Consider the following 16448-nt stretch of genomic DNA (forward strand, 5'->3'; position numbering starts at 1 on the left):
CGCCTACTTCGACCTCGCCGACGCCATCATCACCATCCGTAGCCTCATCCGCCAGGCGTGGATCTTGTACCGATGGGACACCCGCCCCACCCGCCGACCATGAAGCCCACCTATTTGCGCGACCACTAATAACGCTCGACCTGGTCCGATACCCGGAACGTGCTACCGCACTGGGTGCAGGTGGCGCGGCCGAATACGTAGGTGACCGCTTCGGCAACGGTCTGCTGTCCGGCTTCGGTGCTCATGCGATGCAGTCGCAGGCCGACACCGTCAAGATCAACGGGTGTAGCCGGCAGCAACGGCGTCTGCACGACATTCGGCTTCGTCGCATAGTCCTCGTGCGTGGCGAAGTGACCTCGATCGCCGAACGCTATGAACAGCGAAGTCTCACACTGCGGGCACTCGACTTCGACCTCGTCGTGGATGAGCCGTTCGAGTTCTTCGCCCCAGAGCATGTCGCCCTGCAGAGCCATGACCGCGCGGAGACGGTAGATGAACGACTGCGCGTCAATCGGCGTCGGCAGCCAGTCGATGGTCAGGTGACGCAGCTGCGCCAGGGTGTCGGCGTGCCGGCGGTGAGATTGCTCATCCATGTCGACCGCTAGTTTCCCGGCGAGTATCAGCACCTCGTCACGATCGGCGGGCATGAACTCAGAAGCGAGTTTCGCTAGCCGCGCGATGAGCAGCGCCTCTTCGGGTTCGTGGAAGCCTTCCTGGCAGGCCCGCTCATACAACACGTCCCACGCTGCGGCACGCGGGTCCGTCGCCGCCTCCGCTAACAACTCCTCGACCCTCGTCACGGCGTGATCTAACCAGCAGGTCAGGCCGCCGTCCATCTGCACGGCTCCGTAGACCGCTGGGCCGGGCGGTTGGGTTAGCCATTGGGGGTGAGCTTGTGGGGCCGGTGGCCTTTGATCCGGGTAACCGGGTGGTGGTTGGTGCGGCGGATGGTGCGAAGGCGGGCGCCTAGCCCCGTTACTTGGCCAGCCGGACCAGTTCGGCGGCGGCCTGCTCCTCCGCCGACGGACATCCGGTCGCTCCGAGGCGTAGAAGGTGGGGCACCCCTCTTCCGCCAGGCCATCCAAGGCGTGCACAGCGACGCTCGATGAGGCAGCGGGCGGAATTGGTCGTGTGCGGACTGAACACGGGCCGCGCAATCGGTCGCCGGCCCGTGTCGAACCGCGGGCGGTGATCGCCACCTGCGTCGATGGCTCAGGCACGACGCACGGATCGCTCTGCTGCCGCAGGTTGCGCAAGACGCCGAGTGAGATGCTCGGCGGCGGCCTGCTGGGCGTGCGCCGCCTTGTCGAGTACGGCGGCGGCGCCGAAGAATTCGTGCATCATCCCGTCGTAATGAGCCAGGGCACTATCCACGCCTGCGGCCTCTAGGTGCCGGGCGAACTCCTGGCCCTGGCTACGCAGCACGTCACGCTCGTCGGTGATGACCAGCGTCGGTGGCATGCTCCGCAGCTGCGCGGCGTCGGGGGAGAGCAGGTCAACGCGGGAATCCTGGGCGCCCTCGGCACACCCGCGAAGGCGTGCAGCCGCCGAAACTGGGTAGGGCGCAGGCCGGTGAACGGGTGAATCCAGTCTGACCGGGACGCGGTGATCGCTTGCACGCGGACAGCGCTGCCGATCGCTACGTGCCGTCCCGAGTTGGGTCAGTACGGGTCGACTGAGGGGCGAAGCTATGCAGCGGCGCTATGCCGTGCCGAGCCGAAACTCGCGCAGTGTGTGCCAGGAGTCGGGTTCCGGTGCCCCGGCAATGAGCCGGACCGCGTCGACGGTGGCGCGGATCGGCAGGTGGCCGGCGACAGCCTCGGCGGCTTGGACCAGGACGTGCTTCGGGGCGTCACGGCCGATGGTCAGATGCGGTACGACGTCGGCATGGGCGCCGGCATACGGCGGAGACTCGGGGAATCGCCGCCACACGGCCGCGGTGAGTTGACGCAACCCGCCATCCGCCTGCGGCGAGAGCCAGACCACGCTGTCTCCGAACCACTTGACCTCCGCGAACGAGATATCGAACCGCGGTGTGGATTCGAAGATCTGACTCAGGGTGGCGAGCACATCGTCGTTGATCCGGTCTAGGGGCAAGAACGGGTAGAGCACGGTCACATGAGCGGGTACTCCCCAGCTGGCCGCGATGTCCAGAGCGGACCGGAAGCGCCCCACGGCCCGCTCAGCCTCGGGCACGGCGACGATCAGCGCAGTCTCTGTCGGCTCCATCGCCACAGTTTCCGATCATCACTCCTGACAGTCCACCGGGATTCGTGACCAGGAGAGCTGCGAGACAGAACTTAGCTTGAGCGGCTGCGGCCAGTGCGGGATCGGTGGCCGTGCTGGGCCAGGACGGTGTAGCAGGCCGCGAGGACGATCGCGGTCGTCATGGCGGCACCGCCGGCACGGGTGACGGCCAGGAACACCATTCGCTGCGGTGCCACATCTTCCGTGGCGGCCAGCGCGGCGCCGGCAGCGGCGGCGAGGCCGATGGCCGTCCAGGCCAGCACCACGAGCACCCGCTCGGCCGACGGCCACTGCGCGGTCGCCGTCGCGGACGACCGCGTACGCCACCATCGGACCAGCCAGACCACGACGGCGCAAGCGCCGACGAGGCCGCTCATGCGCTGCGCCCAGCGATAGCCGGGCATGCCGAGGTGCGACTCGGCCAGCCAGCGGATGTGCGTGGCCCCCCACATTCCGTCGTGTGTGAACGAGTCCCACAGCACGTGGGTCGCCGCGCCGAGCACCAGCGAGACGACCAGTATCGCCACGTGGACAGCCGGCCGGTGACGATGACGCGCGGGCGGGGGTAGGCAATCGCGTAACCGGATCGGCGAGATGGCGATCAGGAAGCGGGCCAGCAGCCCATGCCACAGGGCCGCTGCCGCTAGACCCAGCAGCACGTCGACGCCGAGGACGCCGGCGAGCGAGTGGGTCAATGTCGCCTGCACCGGCAGCGGCAGGTAGTAGGGAAGGTCGGGAACCATGCTCCCGAGCACGAGGGCCGACGGCGCCAGCCAGGCTGACCGCGCCAGCGGCAGCACGGCCGCGACGTGACTACCGGTGAACGGCACCTCGCCTCCCTCGCTTGGATGGATCCTGGTGCGCTGTCACCGTCGGCTGGCGGTGTACAGGCCGGGCACCACGGTGCAGCTGTCGCCGCGGGGGTCAGCCGCGCAGGGAGCCGCTGCTCTTGCCGGCGGGATCCATGGCGACGCAGGTGACGTTATGGTCGCAACCCAAATAGTCACCCAGCCGTGCCGGGAGACTACGAGCGGTGCCGCACCTATGGGCAGTACGGCGACCATGTAGTGTCCCGCCATGCGAGCGACTGTCCGCGCCTCGACGGCCGTCGTGGCAGTCATCTTTGGCTTCCTCTCGGGGTCGTACATCTCTCACGCTGACGGCTCAACGGCCGACGCTCTTACCGCCGTCCTTGTGATGGCCGTAGTGCTAAGCGGGACGGGAATGGCGATCGGTGTGCCGCTCGGCGTCGTCAACGACGGGCCCTGGTTGAAGCGCAGCCTCGCGCTCATGCTCGCCTCGTACTGCGTCAGCGTGTTCCTGAGCTCCCCGTTCCACAGCCTGACTGTGGACCTCCTGCTTCTCATCGTCTCCTTCGCTCCAGCATGCATCTTTGCCCCGATGGGGTTTGCTAGAGGCCAAGACATCGGATAGGTGAGCCACGACCTCTTCGGTGTGAAGCCGGACGCCGCACCGACTCTGACCTGCGGAGATGAGAAACCGCAGGCAGGGGTGGGTGCAGTTGCGGGCCGTCGGGTGCAGTTCGGTGCAGTTGAAGGCCGTTCAGTGCACCCTGTCGCTCCCAACCTGCTCCCCCGATCCCCGGCTCGTAACTGGGCTGCGGCGGTCGACCGGCGGTGGATAGTCCCGCAGTCGTTCCTCGTCAGATCGCGGACGCTGGCCTGAGGTATGGCCATCGGAGCAGCCACCTCCCCGCAGCTTCGACCATGGCCGACGGCCGGGCCCACCGGAATGGGGAGCAGGACCAACCGGCGAGGTATACGAACTCCCCTACCAGGGCTTGGACGCACTAACCTCGTAGGCCGGCCTGCCCAACGTGCGGCGCCGGTACCGCACGTCACTGGCCCAGGGATGGCAGCACCGTTCGAGCCGGGCCAGGCTCCGGGGAGCCCGCTCATCGTGAGCGGGCTCCCGAAACGGCTCAACCGAGGCCCAACAGTTCAGCTGCAGTCGCGCGGATCGCGGCTACTTAAGTGAGCATCCGCTCGCGGTCCACGTCCGTCAGGACACGTCGTCCGGCCGCACGCTCGGACGTCTCCCACGAATGATCCGCGACCATCCGTGCGACTTCCACGTCGTACTCCGCAGCTACGAACGACACGCCCCTCATCATGGGCACCTCGAGCGACCAGTCCCAGTGCACCAGATCGCCATCCCGCGCGATGGTGACGTCTGTGGATCCGCAGCCGTAGACACCACACTCGCATCGAGCGATCGCAACGGTGCACGGCTGGGAGGCGGCCACGAGACGATTGGTGGGAACAAGGACGTCGTACGGGTCCATCCCGAGACCCGCTCCGGCAGAGGTCATCTCCGTACCGTTGACGTAGACCTGCACCTGGAATCCGCCGCCGGCGTCGCCGGGCACCGGCGATACCTCCAGACGGAGAGAGTCGACTCCTGGCCGGCGGGCGACTCCTCCACCTGGGGCAAGGGCGAAGCCTGGAGGGACAGTGCCCGGATAGGGAATCCCTAGTTCTCCAAGCGACTTGCCCACGAGTTCGCCGATATCCCAGGACGAGTCATGCACCGAAGCACCGGCGAGCTCACGCAACGTCGGCGAGTCCAGCCCGTCGATCAGCGCCTGACAAGCGGCATGGATCAAGTCCGCCAAGCCGTACCCGGTGCCGGTGTTCCAATGCGCCACCGCGTCGTACAGGCGCTGCTCCGCGGACCCGCTGCCCTTTTCAGTCACACCAACCATCATCCACAGCCCCTATGAGGACCGCACCACCGTTTCACTCCGCCCTCGGGTCAGCCGCACGTCGGCGAGTCGCTCGCCACCCAACTGACCACCCGGGCGCCACTGCTGAAGCCTTCGGATCCGCCGAAGAGGTCACCGAGCCGAAGAGCCTGATCAAGGCGTTCCGCGTGGGTCGGCGTCCCAGCCATTCGCTCATTCGGTCGCCCGGCAAACCGCCCTGGAGAGCAGTTCCTGGAGCAGCATCCCGCGGCGGATGTCGAGGGAATGTGGTGTCCTCGTGCGTACGGCGGCCGCGAACTCAGCCCTCATGATCGGCCAGCACTCGGCGTGGTCCACGGTGGCAAAATCGAGGCTCATCGCTCCGGTGGCACCGAAGATCTCGATGCCGGCACGTGAGGACGGCAAGCCGACTGCGCCCGAGAGCGAGAGTTGGCTGACCGCTCCGTCCTCGTGTTGACAGGTCAGCTCGATCCACCGCCGCGAGTCGCCCCGAGCGGTGAGATCGGCGATGGGGCCGAGCGCGGCGTCGGCGAGATCGAGCAGGTGTGGGCCGAGGTCGTACAGGGCGCCGTAGGTCATTCGCCAGCCGGTGGCGAACGGCCCGCCGAGGAACGCGCCGTGCAGGTAGCTGGCGCGGGCGCCGATGGCCGGAAAGTCTTGCGCGGCGGTGAGGAAGGCGCGGGTGCGGGGATGGTAGCGCTTGGTCAGCACCACCTGGCTGATCACGCCGGCGTTGTCGACGGCGTCGGCGAGTCGGCGGGCGTCGTCCAGGTTGAGCGCGAGGGGTTTCTCCAGTAGCAGGGCCTTGCCCGCCTTCGCCGCGCGGATGGCGAGGGCGGCCTGCACGTCGGGAGGCACGGCGAACGCGACCGCCTCGCATCGGTCTAGCAGGTCCTCGTAGGAATTGGCAGCGGTTGTGCCGAGTGTGGCGGCGAGCTCGGTGGCTGCTTCCGGTCGGCGCGCCCATACGGCGGTCAGCCGCGTCTCGGGCCCGGAGGCTAGTACCGGCCCGTGCATGGTCGCTGCCCATGGTCCGGAGCCCACCAGTCCCACCGCGACCGGGTCTACGTTCGGGGTTTCATCGTGTTGCACGGCTCGTTCTCCAGCTTGTTGCGGCACATCACGTCGCAAGAGGTGCACGGCGACTGTGGCTTGGCGGCGGGATGGTCAGACGAGGGCGGTTTCGAGGGCGGCGTCGACGGTTTCGGAGGCGTACACCTGCTCGATCACCATCGCGTGCGCGCCGGTCAGCACCGCCCGGTCGCCGAGCTGACTGGTCGTGACCTCGAGACGGCGGGTCGAGCGGGGTAGCGCACTCTGGTACAGCATCTCGCGCACCCCGGTCACGAAATGGAGGTCGGCCAGGTCGCCCGCGATGACCAGTACGCCTGGATTGAGCAGGCAGACGACAGTCGCGAGTACCTCGCCGACCAGCTTGCCCGCCGTGCGGGCCAGGTGCACCGCCTCGGCGTGACCGGAGCGGATCCGCTCGATGAGCTCGGCTCCGGAGGAGGTGGGGGTGCCGTCGGCGGTGAGGCGTTGGGCCAGTGCGAGTCCGCTGGCCACCGCTGCCAGGCATCCGTAGAGGCCGCACTGGCAGCGGGCCTGCGGATAGTCGTGCAGTCGGATGTGTCCGATGTCGCCGGCGCCGCCGTCGATGCCGCGGTAGACCTGCCCGTCGACGATGACGCCTGCGCCGATCCCGGTTGCGACTTTCACCAGCACCAGCGTCGGGCAGTCGGGGTAGTGGGTGGTCTGCTCGCCCAGTGCCATCAGGTTGGCGTCGTTGTCGATGTAAACGGGTCGGTTCCAGGTGGTGCGCAGTCGCTCGGCGATCGGGTAGCCGTCCCAGCCGGGCATGATCGGTGGTTGGGTCACCATGCCCGCGTCGAATTCGACCGGGCCGGGCACACCGACGCCAATCCCACGCACCTGGGTGGGCTCCCAGCCGGTTTTGGGAAGCAGCCGGGCGAAGGCGTCGTCGACCCAGCCCAGCACGGCGTCCGGGCCGACGCCGATCTTAATGAGTTCGTGCTCTTCGGCGAGCAGTTGCCCGCTGAGGTCGACGATGGCGGCCCGGGCGTGATTGGCGCCGAGGTCGGCCACCATCACCACACCGTGGCCGGTGTCGAGCTCAAGAAGCTCCGCTGGTCGGCCGCCGGTCGATCCTTCTACGCCGGAGGCGCGGAGGTAACCGGCGGCCCGTAGCGCGTCGATGCGTTGCGTGACTGTCGAGCGGGACAGCCCGGTGTAGGTCTGGAGTTCCGCCCGGGTGCGGGCGCGGCCCGTCCGGACCAGCCACAGCAGGTGACCGGCAGAACTCTGGTTGCCCACCGGCCTAGCCCTTGTCCGCACCAGCGGTCAGTCCCTCCGTCAGCAAGCGCTCGGCGGCGAAGAAGATGATCACGATCGGTAGGGTGAGGACGACCGACCCCGCCATCAACACCGTTTTGCTCACCTCGATGCCGCCAGAGAGCTGGGCGAGTCCTAGTGAGACTGTCCAGTCAGCCCGGTCTTCGACCAGGAAGAGCAGGGCAAACAGGAACTCGTTCCAAGCTATCATGAACACGTACAGGGCATTGGCCATCACCGCTGGCGCGGCCAGGGGCAACACCACCTTGCGGATGGTCTGCAGCCGGGTGTATCCGTCTACGGCGGCGGCTTCCTCGAGACTTTCGGGAATGGTCGACAGGTAGTTGCGCAACATGTAGATCGATACTGGCACCGTCTGCGCGATGTAGACGATGGTCAGGCCGGCGAGCGAACCGCGAAGCCCGAGCCGGGTGAACAGCACGAACAGCGGGATTGCCAGCAGGATGGACGGGAACAGGTAGACCGCAAGGAATAGGAAGTGCACCTGGCGGCGTCCGGTGAAGCGGAGCCGGCTGACCGCGTACGAGCCGGGGATCGACACGAGCAGCGTGAGCACGGTCGCGGCGGCCGACACCATCGCGGAGTTGGCGAGGAGGCGCAGGAAACCCTGGCCGCCGGCAGCGGTGGGGGTGAGCACCTCCCGGTACGTCTCGATCGTCCACTCCGACGGACCGGCCCAGAGGCGGCCGGGGTTGGCCAGCACCTCCTCGATCGGCCGCACGGACAACAGGAGCATGTAGCAGAAGGGGAACATGGTCACCACGACAAGCCCGGCGATGACCACCCAACGCAGGATGCCGAACAGTCGCACCTCGAACGAGTGACGGTCCATCATGCCTCCTCCCCCTCGATCCGCGGCGCGAAGAACCGCAGGTAGATCATCAGCACGACGACGAGTCCCGCGGCGAGCACCAGCGCCTGCGCGGCCGCGGCGCCGATGTCGAAGCGTGCCGTGAGGAACTCGTAGACCCGTACGCTGACCACCTCGGTGCCCGCGCCCCCGCCGGTGAGCAGGTAGACGTCGTCGAATTTGTTGAAGGTCATGACGAACCTCAGCACGGACAGCAGCGCGATGACCGGCGCGAGCTGCGGCAGCAGGATGCGGCGGAACGTCTGGCTCGGTGCCGCTCCGTCGACCAGGGCTGCCTCCTCCAGCTCACCGGGTACGGCCTGTAGTCGAGCCAGCAGGAAGAGGAACGCGAACGGGAAGTAGCGCCACGCCTCGAAGGCGATGACTGTCAGTAGCGCCATCGGTACATCGACGTGGATCCCGAACAACGAGAGGGGGTACTCCCGCTGGCTGAGGAACGCGATCGGGCGGTCCCAGCCGAGGAACCGGGTGCCCCAGTTGTTGGCGAGACCGAATTGCGGGCTCAGCAGGATCTCCCAGACGAACGTCACCGCTACGACCGGCGCGACGTACGGAAACAGGACCGCGGCCCGCACGAGCGTGCGGCCCCGGAAGCGCCCGCGCAGCGCGAGCGCGGCGATGAGCCCGAAGAGGATGGACAGGGCGGTGCTGCCGACGGTGTAGACGAGCGTGGTCCACAGGGACGACCAGAAACCCGGCGAGGTGAGCACCAGTTCGAGGTTGGCGAGGGTGTACTGGCCGAACACACTGGCGCGGCGCACGTTGATGAGCCGGATCCGCTGGAACGCCAGCATGATCGTCCAGAGGATCGGCACGATCACGACGACGATGACGATGATCAGCGTTGGTGACAGGTAGGCCAGGCCTGCGCGGTTCTCCTGCTGCTTACGCGTGAGCGGTCGTCGCAGGCCGGTGGGCCGGCGGCGGCGCTTCCGCGCCTCCGCCGGCCTCGGCTCGTGAGTGGTGGCCATCGTTACCCGATGGACTTCTGGATCGTACGGACGTCTTCGGCGGCCCGCTTCGCTGCGGCGGCGGCGTCGGACTCGCCGTTCGTGAGCGCGTTGATCGCCTTCGGCACGGGGAGTTCGCCGAGCGTGGCGCCGACCAGTGCCCCCTGCTTCTGGGGGAAGCCCCAGCGCTGGAAGGTGTCGGGGCTCTTCGACAGCGCGGCCAGCACGTCGGCCGGGTAGACCTCGCCGAGCGGCTTCTTGGTGTCGACGCCGGCCGGCAGGCCGTTCCAGGCGGTGGTGAACTTCGCCGGATCGCTCTTGTCCCCCTTGCGGACCGGGAACTTGCCCTCCGGGGCGATGCCGAGCCACTGAGGGTAGCCCTCGTTCATCATGAACTGCGTGAACTTGCGGGCGTTGGCGGTGTCCTCGCCGGTGTTGGTGATCGCCCAGCTGGTGATCTCGCCGAAGCCCTGGGGCTGACCATTCGGGCCGGCCACCGCGGTCACGATGCCGGTGTTCTTCGCCAGGAACGTCCGGTCCTGCTTGCACTGCGGGCACGTCGGCAGCGCGTCGTTGCGCAGCGCGGCCATCTCGTCGAGCAGGAACGAGGACCACACGACCATCGCGGACTTACCGGAGAAGTAGGTGGCCCGGGTGGTGTCGACATCCTGCGCGCCCGGCACCGACCACTTGCGCGCCAGGTCGCTGTAGAGCTGGAACGTCTCGATGCACTGAGGCGAGTCGAGGGTGATTTTCTTCGCGTCGTCGACCAGCTGGCAGCCGTTGCCGAGCGCGAAGTTCTCGAAGCTCTGGGCGGTGAACGCGTCGTTGGGCACCGTCGCGATGGCCATGCCGGCCATGTCGCCGGTGTTGAGCTTCTGCGCCGCCTGGCGAATCCTGTCGAAGGTGTCCGGCGCCTGCAGACCGGCCTGGCCGAACAGGTCCTTGCGGTAGAACAGCAGCTGCGCCCAGCCGTCTGAGGGCACGGCGAGCTGGTTGCCGTCCTGGCTGCTGAGTTCGAGCGCCCGCGCGGAGAAGGTGTCGCGGCCGAGCTCGTCGACGACCGATGCGGCCGCCTTGGTGTCGAGGAGGTCGTTGGAGGCCATCTGCGCCACGGACGCCAAGGGCAGCGCGCCAACCACGTCGGGCAGGGTGCCGGCGGCAGCGGCGGAGGTGATGAGGCTGGTGAACTGGTTCTCGTCGGTGGCGACGATCTTGACCTGGATCCCCGTCTGCTGAGTGAACTTGTCGGCGATCGCCTGGGTCGCCTGCACGCGGTCGGTCTGGTTCTCCAGGCTCCACACGGTCAGCGTGTTGGCGTCACTGCTGTCCTCACCGTCGCCGCAACCGACCAGCGCCGGCATGGCCAGCAGGCCCAGCGTGACGCCGCCCGCGAGCCACCGTTGACTCCGGCCGCTTCTGATCTTCACGAGGCTACCCTCCGTGGTATGTCGATGACCATGCAATGTGAACTCGTTACGGCCAGATTTCATCAGCACTTATGCTTGATTGCAAGACATAACTCGGTAATATTCTCGGCTGTAGCTGCGCGATACGTCGTGCGTCCATACCCAACCTTGGGGTGAAAGACCAGAGTGTCACAAACAGTCCAGTTCACGTCGCCGCGTCGCGTCGAGGTGATCGAGCAGCCCAGCACCGAGCTCAAACCAGACCAGATCAGGGTTCGCACCAGCTTCTCCGGCATCTCCGCCGGGACCGAACTGACGGCCTACCGGGGCACCAACCCCTACCTGAACAGGACATGGGATCCCGACCTACGACTGTTCGTCGAGGGCAGCAGCGGCCTCAGCTACCCCATTGCCGGACTCGGCTACTCCGAGGTGGGGGAAGTCGTCGAGGTCGCATCCGACCTGGCTGACGCCGGCGATCCCTCGATCCCGGTGGTGGGCCAGCAGGTGTGGGGCATCTGGGGGCATCGCGGCGAGGCCGTGCTCCCGGTGGACCGGCTGCGCGGCTGCGTGCTGCCCGAGGGCCTCGATCCGGTCGCCGCGACCTTCGCCCGCGTCGGCGCGGTGGCGCTCAACGCCGTGCTCGCCGCCGACATCCATCTCGGGGAAACGGTCGCCGTCTTCGGTCAGGGCGTGCTCGGCCTGCTCACTACCCGGCTGGTTCAGCTGAGCGGCGCCACTGCGATCGCCATCGACACCGAGCCGTCGCGACTGGACAAGGCGCGCGAGTACGGAGCCGCAGCCACCATCAACGCCACCACCGAGAACGTCGCCCAGCAGCTGCGCCAGCTCACCAGGGGCCGCGGCGCCGACGTCGCGATCGAGATCAGCGGCTCTTACCACGCGCTGCACGACGCGATCCGTTCCGTGACCGTCGACGGCCGGGTCGTCTCCGCCGGCTTCTACCAGGGCGACGGCGTCGGACTACGGCTCGGCGACGAGTTCCATCACAACCGGGTGCGACTCGTGTCTTCCCAGATCGGCGGGGTTCCGCCGAAACTAGCTGGCCGGTGGAACCAGGCACGGCTCAACCACACGTTCCTCCAGCTCGCCCTCGACCGCCAGGTCGACCCGGTCGGGCTGGTTACTCATGTCATCCCGGTGGAAGAGGCAGCGGAGGCCTTCGACATGCTCGACCGCCGCCCCGCAGACGCACTTCAGGTGGTGTTGAAGTTCTCATGATCAGGATTTCCTGCCAGGAGCAGCTGCTGCCCGGCGAGACGCTGCAGGACAAGTGGGAGTTCGCCCAGCGGGCGGGCTACGACGCGATCGAAGTGCGTGGTCGCGGCGACTTCGCCTTCCGCGATCGGCTGCCCGAGCTGCGCCGCGCCGCCCGCGACGGGGTGCCGATGCCATCGGTGTGCGTGGAGATGCTGCACTTCTTCGGCGCGTTCGACGCGGACCTGCGCCGCGACGCCGTCGCGCAGATGAAGTCCCAGCTGTCGGTCATCGCGGAGATCGGTGGACCGGGAGCGGTCGCATGCACGCCGGCCTCGTACGGCATGTTCTCCCGCCGGCTGCCCCCGTTCGAACCGCCCCGCAGCGAGCAGGACGATCGCGCGGTGCTCATTGAGGGCCTGACCGAGCTGGGCGAGCACGCCGCCCGGGAGGGAGTGGTACTCGCCCTCGAACCGCTCAACCGCTACGAGGACCACATGGTCAACCGGATTGAGCAGGCGGTCGAGCTGATCGACACGGTCGGGCTGCCCTCGATCAAGGTGCTCGCCGACACCTACCACATGAACATCGAGGAGGACGAACCCACCAGCGCCCTGGTCATGGCCGCCGCCCACCTCGGGCACGTCCAGGTCAGCGACTCCAACCGCCTCCAGCCCGGCGCCGGTCACCTGGACTGGGCGGCTCTGCTCGGCACCCTGGACGCGATCGGCTACAGCGGTCACCTCGCCGTCGAGTGCCGGCTGCGCGGCGAACCCGTCACGGCCGTCGCCGGCATCCCCGCTCTCCTGCGCCGGCACTCGGTGGGCGTCGCCGCATGACCATCGCACCCAGCCTCGACGTTGACTCCCTCCAGGCGGTGTCCACGCACCGTGACCTCGACCGTGCCGCCCGGCGGGTGCTGGTGACCAACTGGCGAACGCGCGCCACCGTTCCGGCCGCCAAGCTCTACCCGCACCAGTGGAGCTGGGACTCGGCGTTCATCGCGATCGGACTGCGCCACCTGTCCCCCACCCGTGCCCAGCAGGAACTCGAGTCGCTGTTCGGCGCCCAGTGGCGCGACGGCCGAGTGCCGCACATCGTCTTTGATCCCGGCGTCGCGATGGACGCGTACTTCCCCGGGCCGGGGTTCTGGCGCTCAGGATCCTCCAACGCGGCGGCCGTGCCCACCTCCGGGATCGTGCAACCGCCCGCGCACGCCCTCGCCGCGTGGGCCGCGTATCGCGCCGATCCAGCGGTCGCACGCATCCGCGGCTTTCTGCCGCGGATGTATCCGAAACTCGCCCGCTGGCACCACTACCTGCTCACCCAGCGCGACCTGGGCGGTGCCGGCCTGGCCTCGATCGTGCATCCATGGGAGTCCGGGATGGACAACAGCCCGGCATGGGACGCCCCGCTGTCCCGAATCGAACCGATGCCGCTCGGCTCGTTCACTCGACGCGACCTGGCACACGCGCCAGCGGCCGAGAGGCCGACCGACCTCGACTACGGCCGCTACATCAGGCTCGCCAGCGACTACCGCGACGCCGGCTACACAGACTCGCCATCGGTGCACGCCTTCGCCATCGAGGACCCGATGTACAACGCGCTGCTGATCGCCGGCGAACACGTACTCGCCGACATCGCAGCGGCGATCGGCCGCGATCCGGCGCCACACCGCGCCACGGCTGCCCGCCTGACCTCCAACCTGATGAACCGGCTGTACGACCCGGCCGCAGGCATGTTCTTCCCGCGCGACGTACAGACCGGTGAAGTCGTCCGCTCCTGGTCGGTCACCGGCCTCATGCCGTTGATCGTGCCGGGACTGCCGGTGGCACGAGACCTCGTCACCACCGCGCTGAACAATCGCTTCCGGCTCCGCGAAGCGTGCCCGCTGCCCTCCTACGATCTGACCGCACCCGATTACGATCCAAGCCACTACTGGAGGGGGCCGGGCTGGGTCAACACCAGCTGGTTGTTCTGGCACGGGTTGCGATTGCACGGCGAGACGACGCTGGCCGACGACCTGCGCGCACGGCTCCTGCAGCGCGTGCACGAGACCGGGTTCCGCGAGTACGTCGACCCGCTGACCGGTGCCGGGCACGGCAGCGACGGGTTCAGCTGGACGGCCGCACTGACCCTCGACCTGATCCGCGCCGCATGAACCCCTCCGTCACCGTGGCCGGGTCTACCTGCCTCCTGTCCGCGAGCCCCGGAGCCGACCTGGGAGAAGAGCGACTCGACGGGCTGTACGTCGACGACTGCCGACACCTGTCGATGCTGGCACTGCGCGTGTCCGGCCGGTCACCGCGGATCCTGCGCTTCTCGGGTGCCACGTCGGTGGCCATTCCAGACACCGTGCGCGGGTCCAACCCGCCGTTCACGCTGCACCGGCACCGCGAGGTGACGGCCGGCCGGCTGGTCGAGACACTGACACTGCAGTCCTATGTCGACCAGCCGCAGACCGTCCGCCTCGAATACGACCTCGCCGCCGACTTCGCCGACCAGTTCGAGCTGCGCGCCGACCGGGTCTTCAACAAGTCCGACGCGATCCGGACCGCAACGCTCGACGACAATCAACTCATCTTCGCCTACCAGCGGCGCGGCTTCCAGCGCAGCACAACTGTCACCGCGGCACCGGCGGCCCGGCTTGCCACCGGCAGCGCGAGCTGGACACTCACGCTCGCACCGCACGGCTCGGCCCGCGTCAGTCTCACCATCGACGCCGGGCGGCCCGCACCTCCCATGGACCCTTCCCCGCCGATGCCGCACGTTGCACGCGACGACCTGGCCCGCTGCGTCCGCCGCGGCCTCGCGGACCTCGACGCCCTCCGCGTCACCATGCCCGGGCTGCCGAGCGGCGCCTACGTACCCGCCGCCGGCGCGCCCTGGTTCCTCACCCTCTTCGGCCGCGACAGTCTCATTTCCTCGCTGTTCGCACTGCCGTACCGGCCAGAACTCGCCGTCGGTACCCTCCGTGCCCTCGGCGCGTGCCTCGGCAACCGCCATGACTCCGCCAGTGTCGAAGAACCCGGCAAGGTGGTGCATGAACTGCGCTTCGGCGAGCTGGCGACGCTCGGCGACGTCCCCTACCGCCGCTACTACGGCACGGTCGACGCGACCCCGTTGTTCCTGGTACTGCTGGCCGCCTACCACGAGCTGACTGGCGACGACGCCCTCGCCAAAGGCCTCGAGGGCCCGGCGCGGGCCGCCGCCGGCTGGGTGTGCAGCCAGCTCGACGAGGGCGACTACCTGACCTACCGCACGGACGGACCGGGTCTGGTGCACCAGTGCTGGAAGGACTCCGCCGACTCGATCGCCTTTCGGGATGGCACCCCGGCCGGCGGGCCGATCGCCGTGAGCGAGGCCCAGGGGTACGCGTACCGCGGGTTGCTCGGCACCGCCCGGCTCGCCGAGCGGGTGTGGGGTGACACCGACTGGGCAGCCGAACTGACCACCCGCGCCCGCGCGTTGCGGGCACGGTTCGCAGCCGACTTCCGCCTACCCGACGGATTCGTCGCACTGGCCGTGGACGGCTCGGGCCGGGCGGTCGATGCTCTCGCCTCCAACGCCGGGCACGTGCTGTGGTCGGGCATCCTCGCCGACGACTGGGCCACACGGGTCGCGCGGCGACTGGCCGAAGATGACTTCGTCTCCGGCTGGGGTGTGCGCACACTCGCCGAGGGCCAGGCCCCGTACCACCCCCTCTCCTACCACCGAGGCGGAGTGTGGCCGCACGACACCGCATTCGCCGTGGCCGGCCTCGCCGCCGCCAACCGACAGGAGGACGCGGCGCGGATCGCCGACGGCCTACTCGCCGCCGCCGCGTACTCAGATGACCGGCTGCCGGAGGTGCTCACCGGGCTGGTCCGCACCGCGGGTGAGGGTCCTACGCCGTACCCGCATTCCTGCTCACCACAGGCTTGGGCGGCCGCGTCCCCATTGATCCTGCTGACCGCGCTCGGCGGCTAGGCCGTGTTTCGTAGGGCGCGAAGCCATTGGTTGATGGCGGCGATGGTGAGGGTGGCTTCGTAGCGCACAGCGAGCTTGTCGTACCTGGTGGCCATGGCTCGGTGTTGTTTGAGCTGGTTGATACCGCACTCCACGGCGTGACGCAGGCGGTAGACCTCGGGGTCGAAGGCGGGTGGACGCCCGCCTTTGGACCCCTTGGCGTTGCGGTGCGCGTCCTGATCAGTCTTGCTCGGGATACACGCTCGGATGCCGCGGGATCGCAGGTGGGCTCGGTTGGCCTTGGACGTGTACGCCTTATCGGCCAGCACCGTGTCGGGGCGGGTCCGTGGCCGGCCGCCACCGGCTCGGGTAACCCGCACCTTGGCCAGCACGGGGATGAACTGCGGGCTGTCGCCGCGCTGTCCGGCGGTCATCACCACGGCCATCAGTTTGCGGCCTTGCTCGCAGGCCAGATGGGTCTTGGTGGTCCAGCCGCCCCTCGATCGGCCGAGCCCATGATCTGCCGGCTCAGCCTGCACACCACCGGGCGACTCCTTCTGCGCCTCGCCGTCAACATCGGCCTAAGAGCGACCGGCAATAGGTGTCACTTGAGTCGGCGGGTGGTGGGCCGGGTATCCCAGCGGTAGAGGACCCGTGCCCGTTGGATGAGTTGACGGACGGTGACGATGGCGGCGGCCAGGTACAGG

At 68.3% G+C, this 16448-nt stretch carries 15 protein-coding genes and 3 pseudogenes; 6 read left to right on the forward strand and 12 right to left on the reverse strand.

Annotation, left to right across the window (positions count from 1 at the left end; all coding sequences use genetic code 11):
• Window positions 1-103 (forward strand): annotated as a pseudogene (locus tag KBX63_RS35810) (IS5/IS1182 family transposase); the annotation flags it as partial.
• A 22-nt stretch (window positions 104-125) separates the two neighbouring features.
• Here the strand turns inward: KBX63_RS35810 and KBX63_RS33935 are convergent.
• The 4 genes from KBX63_RS33935 to KBX63_RS33955 all read right to left on the reverse strand — a co-directional run bounded on the left by KBX63_RS33935 (window position 126) and on the right by KBX63_RS33955 (window position 3077).
• Window positions 126-836 (reverse strand): hypothetical protein, encoded by a 711-nt coding sequence (locus KBX63_RS33935; protein WP_210918534.1) that lies wholly within the window; start codon window positions 834-836, stop codon window positions 126-128.
• Between the two features lie 376 nt (window positions 837-1212).
• Entirely contained in the window at window positions 1213-1692 is a 480-nt protein-coding gene (locus tag KBX63_RS36965; protein ID WP_374102298.1) for an alpha/beta hydrolase fold domain-containing protein, read from the reverse strand.
• 9 nt (window positions 1693-1701) lie between these two features.
• On the reverse strand, window positions 1702-2229 hold the full coding sequence (locus KBX63_RS33950) for a 2'-5' RNA ligase family protein (protein WP_210918535.1): 528 nt from the start codon (window positions 2227-2229) through the stop codon (window positions 1702-1704).
• A 71-nt stretch (window positions 2230-2300) separates the two neighbouring features.
• Window positions 2301-3077: a DUF4184 family protein gene (locus KBX63_RS33955; protein ID WP_210918536.1), complete on the reverse strand. Its 777-nt coding sequence runs from the start codon at window positions 3075-3077 to the stop codon at window positions 2301-2303.
• A gap of 247 nt (window positions 3078-3324) precedes the next feature.
• On the opposite strand from KBX63_RS33955, the gene KBX63_RS33960 reads away from it, so the two are divergent.
• On the forward strand, window positions 3325-3681 hold the full coding sequence (locus KBX63_RS33960) for a hypothetical protein (RefSeq protein WP_210918537.1): 357 nt from the start codon (window positions 3325-3327) through the stop codon (window positions 3679-3681).
• Between the two features lie 556 nt (window positions 3682-4237).
• On the opposite strand, the gene KBX63_RS33965 is transcribed toward KBX63_RS33960, so the two are convergent.
• The 6 genes from KBX63_RS33965 to KBX63_RS33990 form a co-directional block, all read right to left on the reverse strand.
• On the reverse strand, window positions 4238-4963 hold the full coding sequence (locus KBX63_RS33965; RefSeq protein ID WP_247663901.1) for a hypothetical protein: 726 nt from the start codon (window positions 4961-4963) through the stop codon (window positions 4238-4240).
• 201 nt (window positions 4964-5164) lie between these two features.
• On the reverse strand, window positions 5165-6112 hold the full coding sequence (locus KBX63_RS33970; RefSeq protein ID WP_307871940.1) for a Gfo/Idh/MocA family oxidoreductase: 948 nt from the start codon (window positions 6110-6112) through the stop codon (window positions 5165-5167).
• A 27-nt stretch (window positions 6113-6139) separates the two neighbouring features.
• Window positions 6140-7306, reverse strand: a complete 1167-nt coding sequence (locus tag KBX63_RS33975; protein ID WP_210918539.1) for an ROK family transcriptional regulator — start codon at window positions 7304-7306, stop codon at window positions 6140-6142.
• Window positions 7307-7310: 4 nt separating this feature from the next.
• Complete coding sequence (locus KBX63_RS33980; RefSeq protein ID WP_307871941.1) at window positions 7311-8156, reverse strand: carbohydrate ABC transporter permease; 846 nt, start codon at window positions 8154-8156, stop codon at window positions 7311-7313.
• A gap of 20 nt (window positions 8157-8176) precedes the next feature.
• Window positions 8177-9187, reverse strand: a complete 1011-nt coding sequence (locus tag KBX63_RS33985) for a carbohydrate ABC transporter permease (protein WP_210918541.1) — start codon at window positions 9185-9187, stop codon at window positions 8177-8179.
• A 2-nt stretch (window positions 9188-9189) separates the two neighbouring features.
• The gene (locus tag KBX63_RS33990) at window positions 9190-10596 is read right to left on the reverse strand and encodes an extracellular solute-binding protein (protein WP_307871942.1); all 1407 of its coding nucleotides are present in this window, start codon (window positions 10594-10596) and stop codon (window positions 9190-9192) included.
• A gap of 165 nt (window positions 10597-10761) precedes the next feature.
• Between KBX63_RS33990 and KBX63_RS36600 the strand changes: the two genes are divergently transcribed.
• Genes KBX63_RS36600 through KBX63_RS34010 form a run of 4 tightly spaced genes read left to right on the forward strand, consistent with a single transcriptional unit; the run spans window position 10762 to window position 15762 of the window.
• Window positions 10762-11817 (forward strand): zinc-binding alcohol dehydrogenase, encoded by a 1056-nt coding sequence (locus KBX63_RS36600; RefSeq protein WP_210918542.1) that lies wholly within the window; start codon window positions 10762-10764, stop codon window positions 11815-11817.
• Entirely contained in the window at window positions 11814-12632 is an 819-nt protein-coding gene (locus KBX63_RS34000; protein WP_210918543.1) for a sugar phosphate isomerase/epimerase family protein, read from the forward strand. Before KBX63_RS36600 ends, KBX63_RS34000 begins: the two co-directional genes overlap by 4 nt.
• Window positions 12629-13954, forward strand: coding sequence for a trehalase family glycosidase (locus tag KBX63_RS34005; RefSeq protein WP_210918544.1), 1326 nt, complete (start codon window positions 12629-12631; stop codon window positions 13952-13954). The genes KBX63_RS34000 and KBX63_RS34005 overlap by 4 nt, the downstream gene beginning before the upstream one ends.
• The gene (locus tag KBX63_RS34010) at window positions 13951-15762 is read left to right on the forward strand and encodes a glycogen debranching N-terminal domain-containing protein (RefSeq protein ID WP_210918545.1); all 1812 of its coding nucleotides are present in this window, start codon (window positions 13951-13953) and stop codon (window positions 15760-15762) included. Before KBX63_RS34005 ends, KBX63_RS34010 begins: the two co-directional genes overlap by 4 nt.
• On the opposite strand, the pseudogene KBX63_RS34015 reads toward KBX63_RS34010, so the two are convergent.
• Both KBX63_RS34015 and KBX63_RS34020 read right to left on the reverse strand, forming a co-directional pair.
• Window positions 15759-16313: pseudogene (locus KBX63_RS34015) on the reverse strand (IS5 family transposase); the annotation flags it as partial. The gene KBX63_RS34010 and the pseudogene KBX63_RS34015 sit on opposite strands and share 4 nt — an antisense overlap.
• Window positions 16314-16345: 32 nt before the next feature.
• A pseudogene (locus KBX63_RS34020) lies at window positions 16346-16448 on the reverse strand (IS5/IS1182 family transposase); the annotation flags it as partial.

Origin of the sequence: Micromonospora sp. U21 (assembly GCF_018070045.1) — a bacterium.
In the GTDB taxonomy this organism is placed as follows: domain Bacteria; phylum Actinomycetota; class Actinomycetes; order Mycobacteriales; family Micromonosporaceae; genus Micromonospora.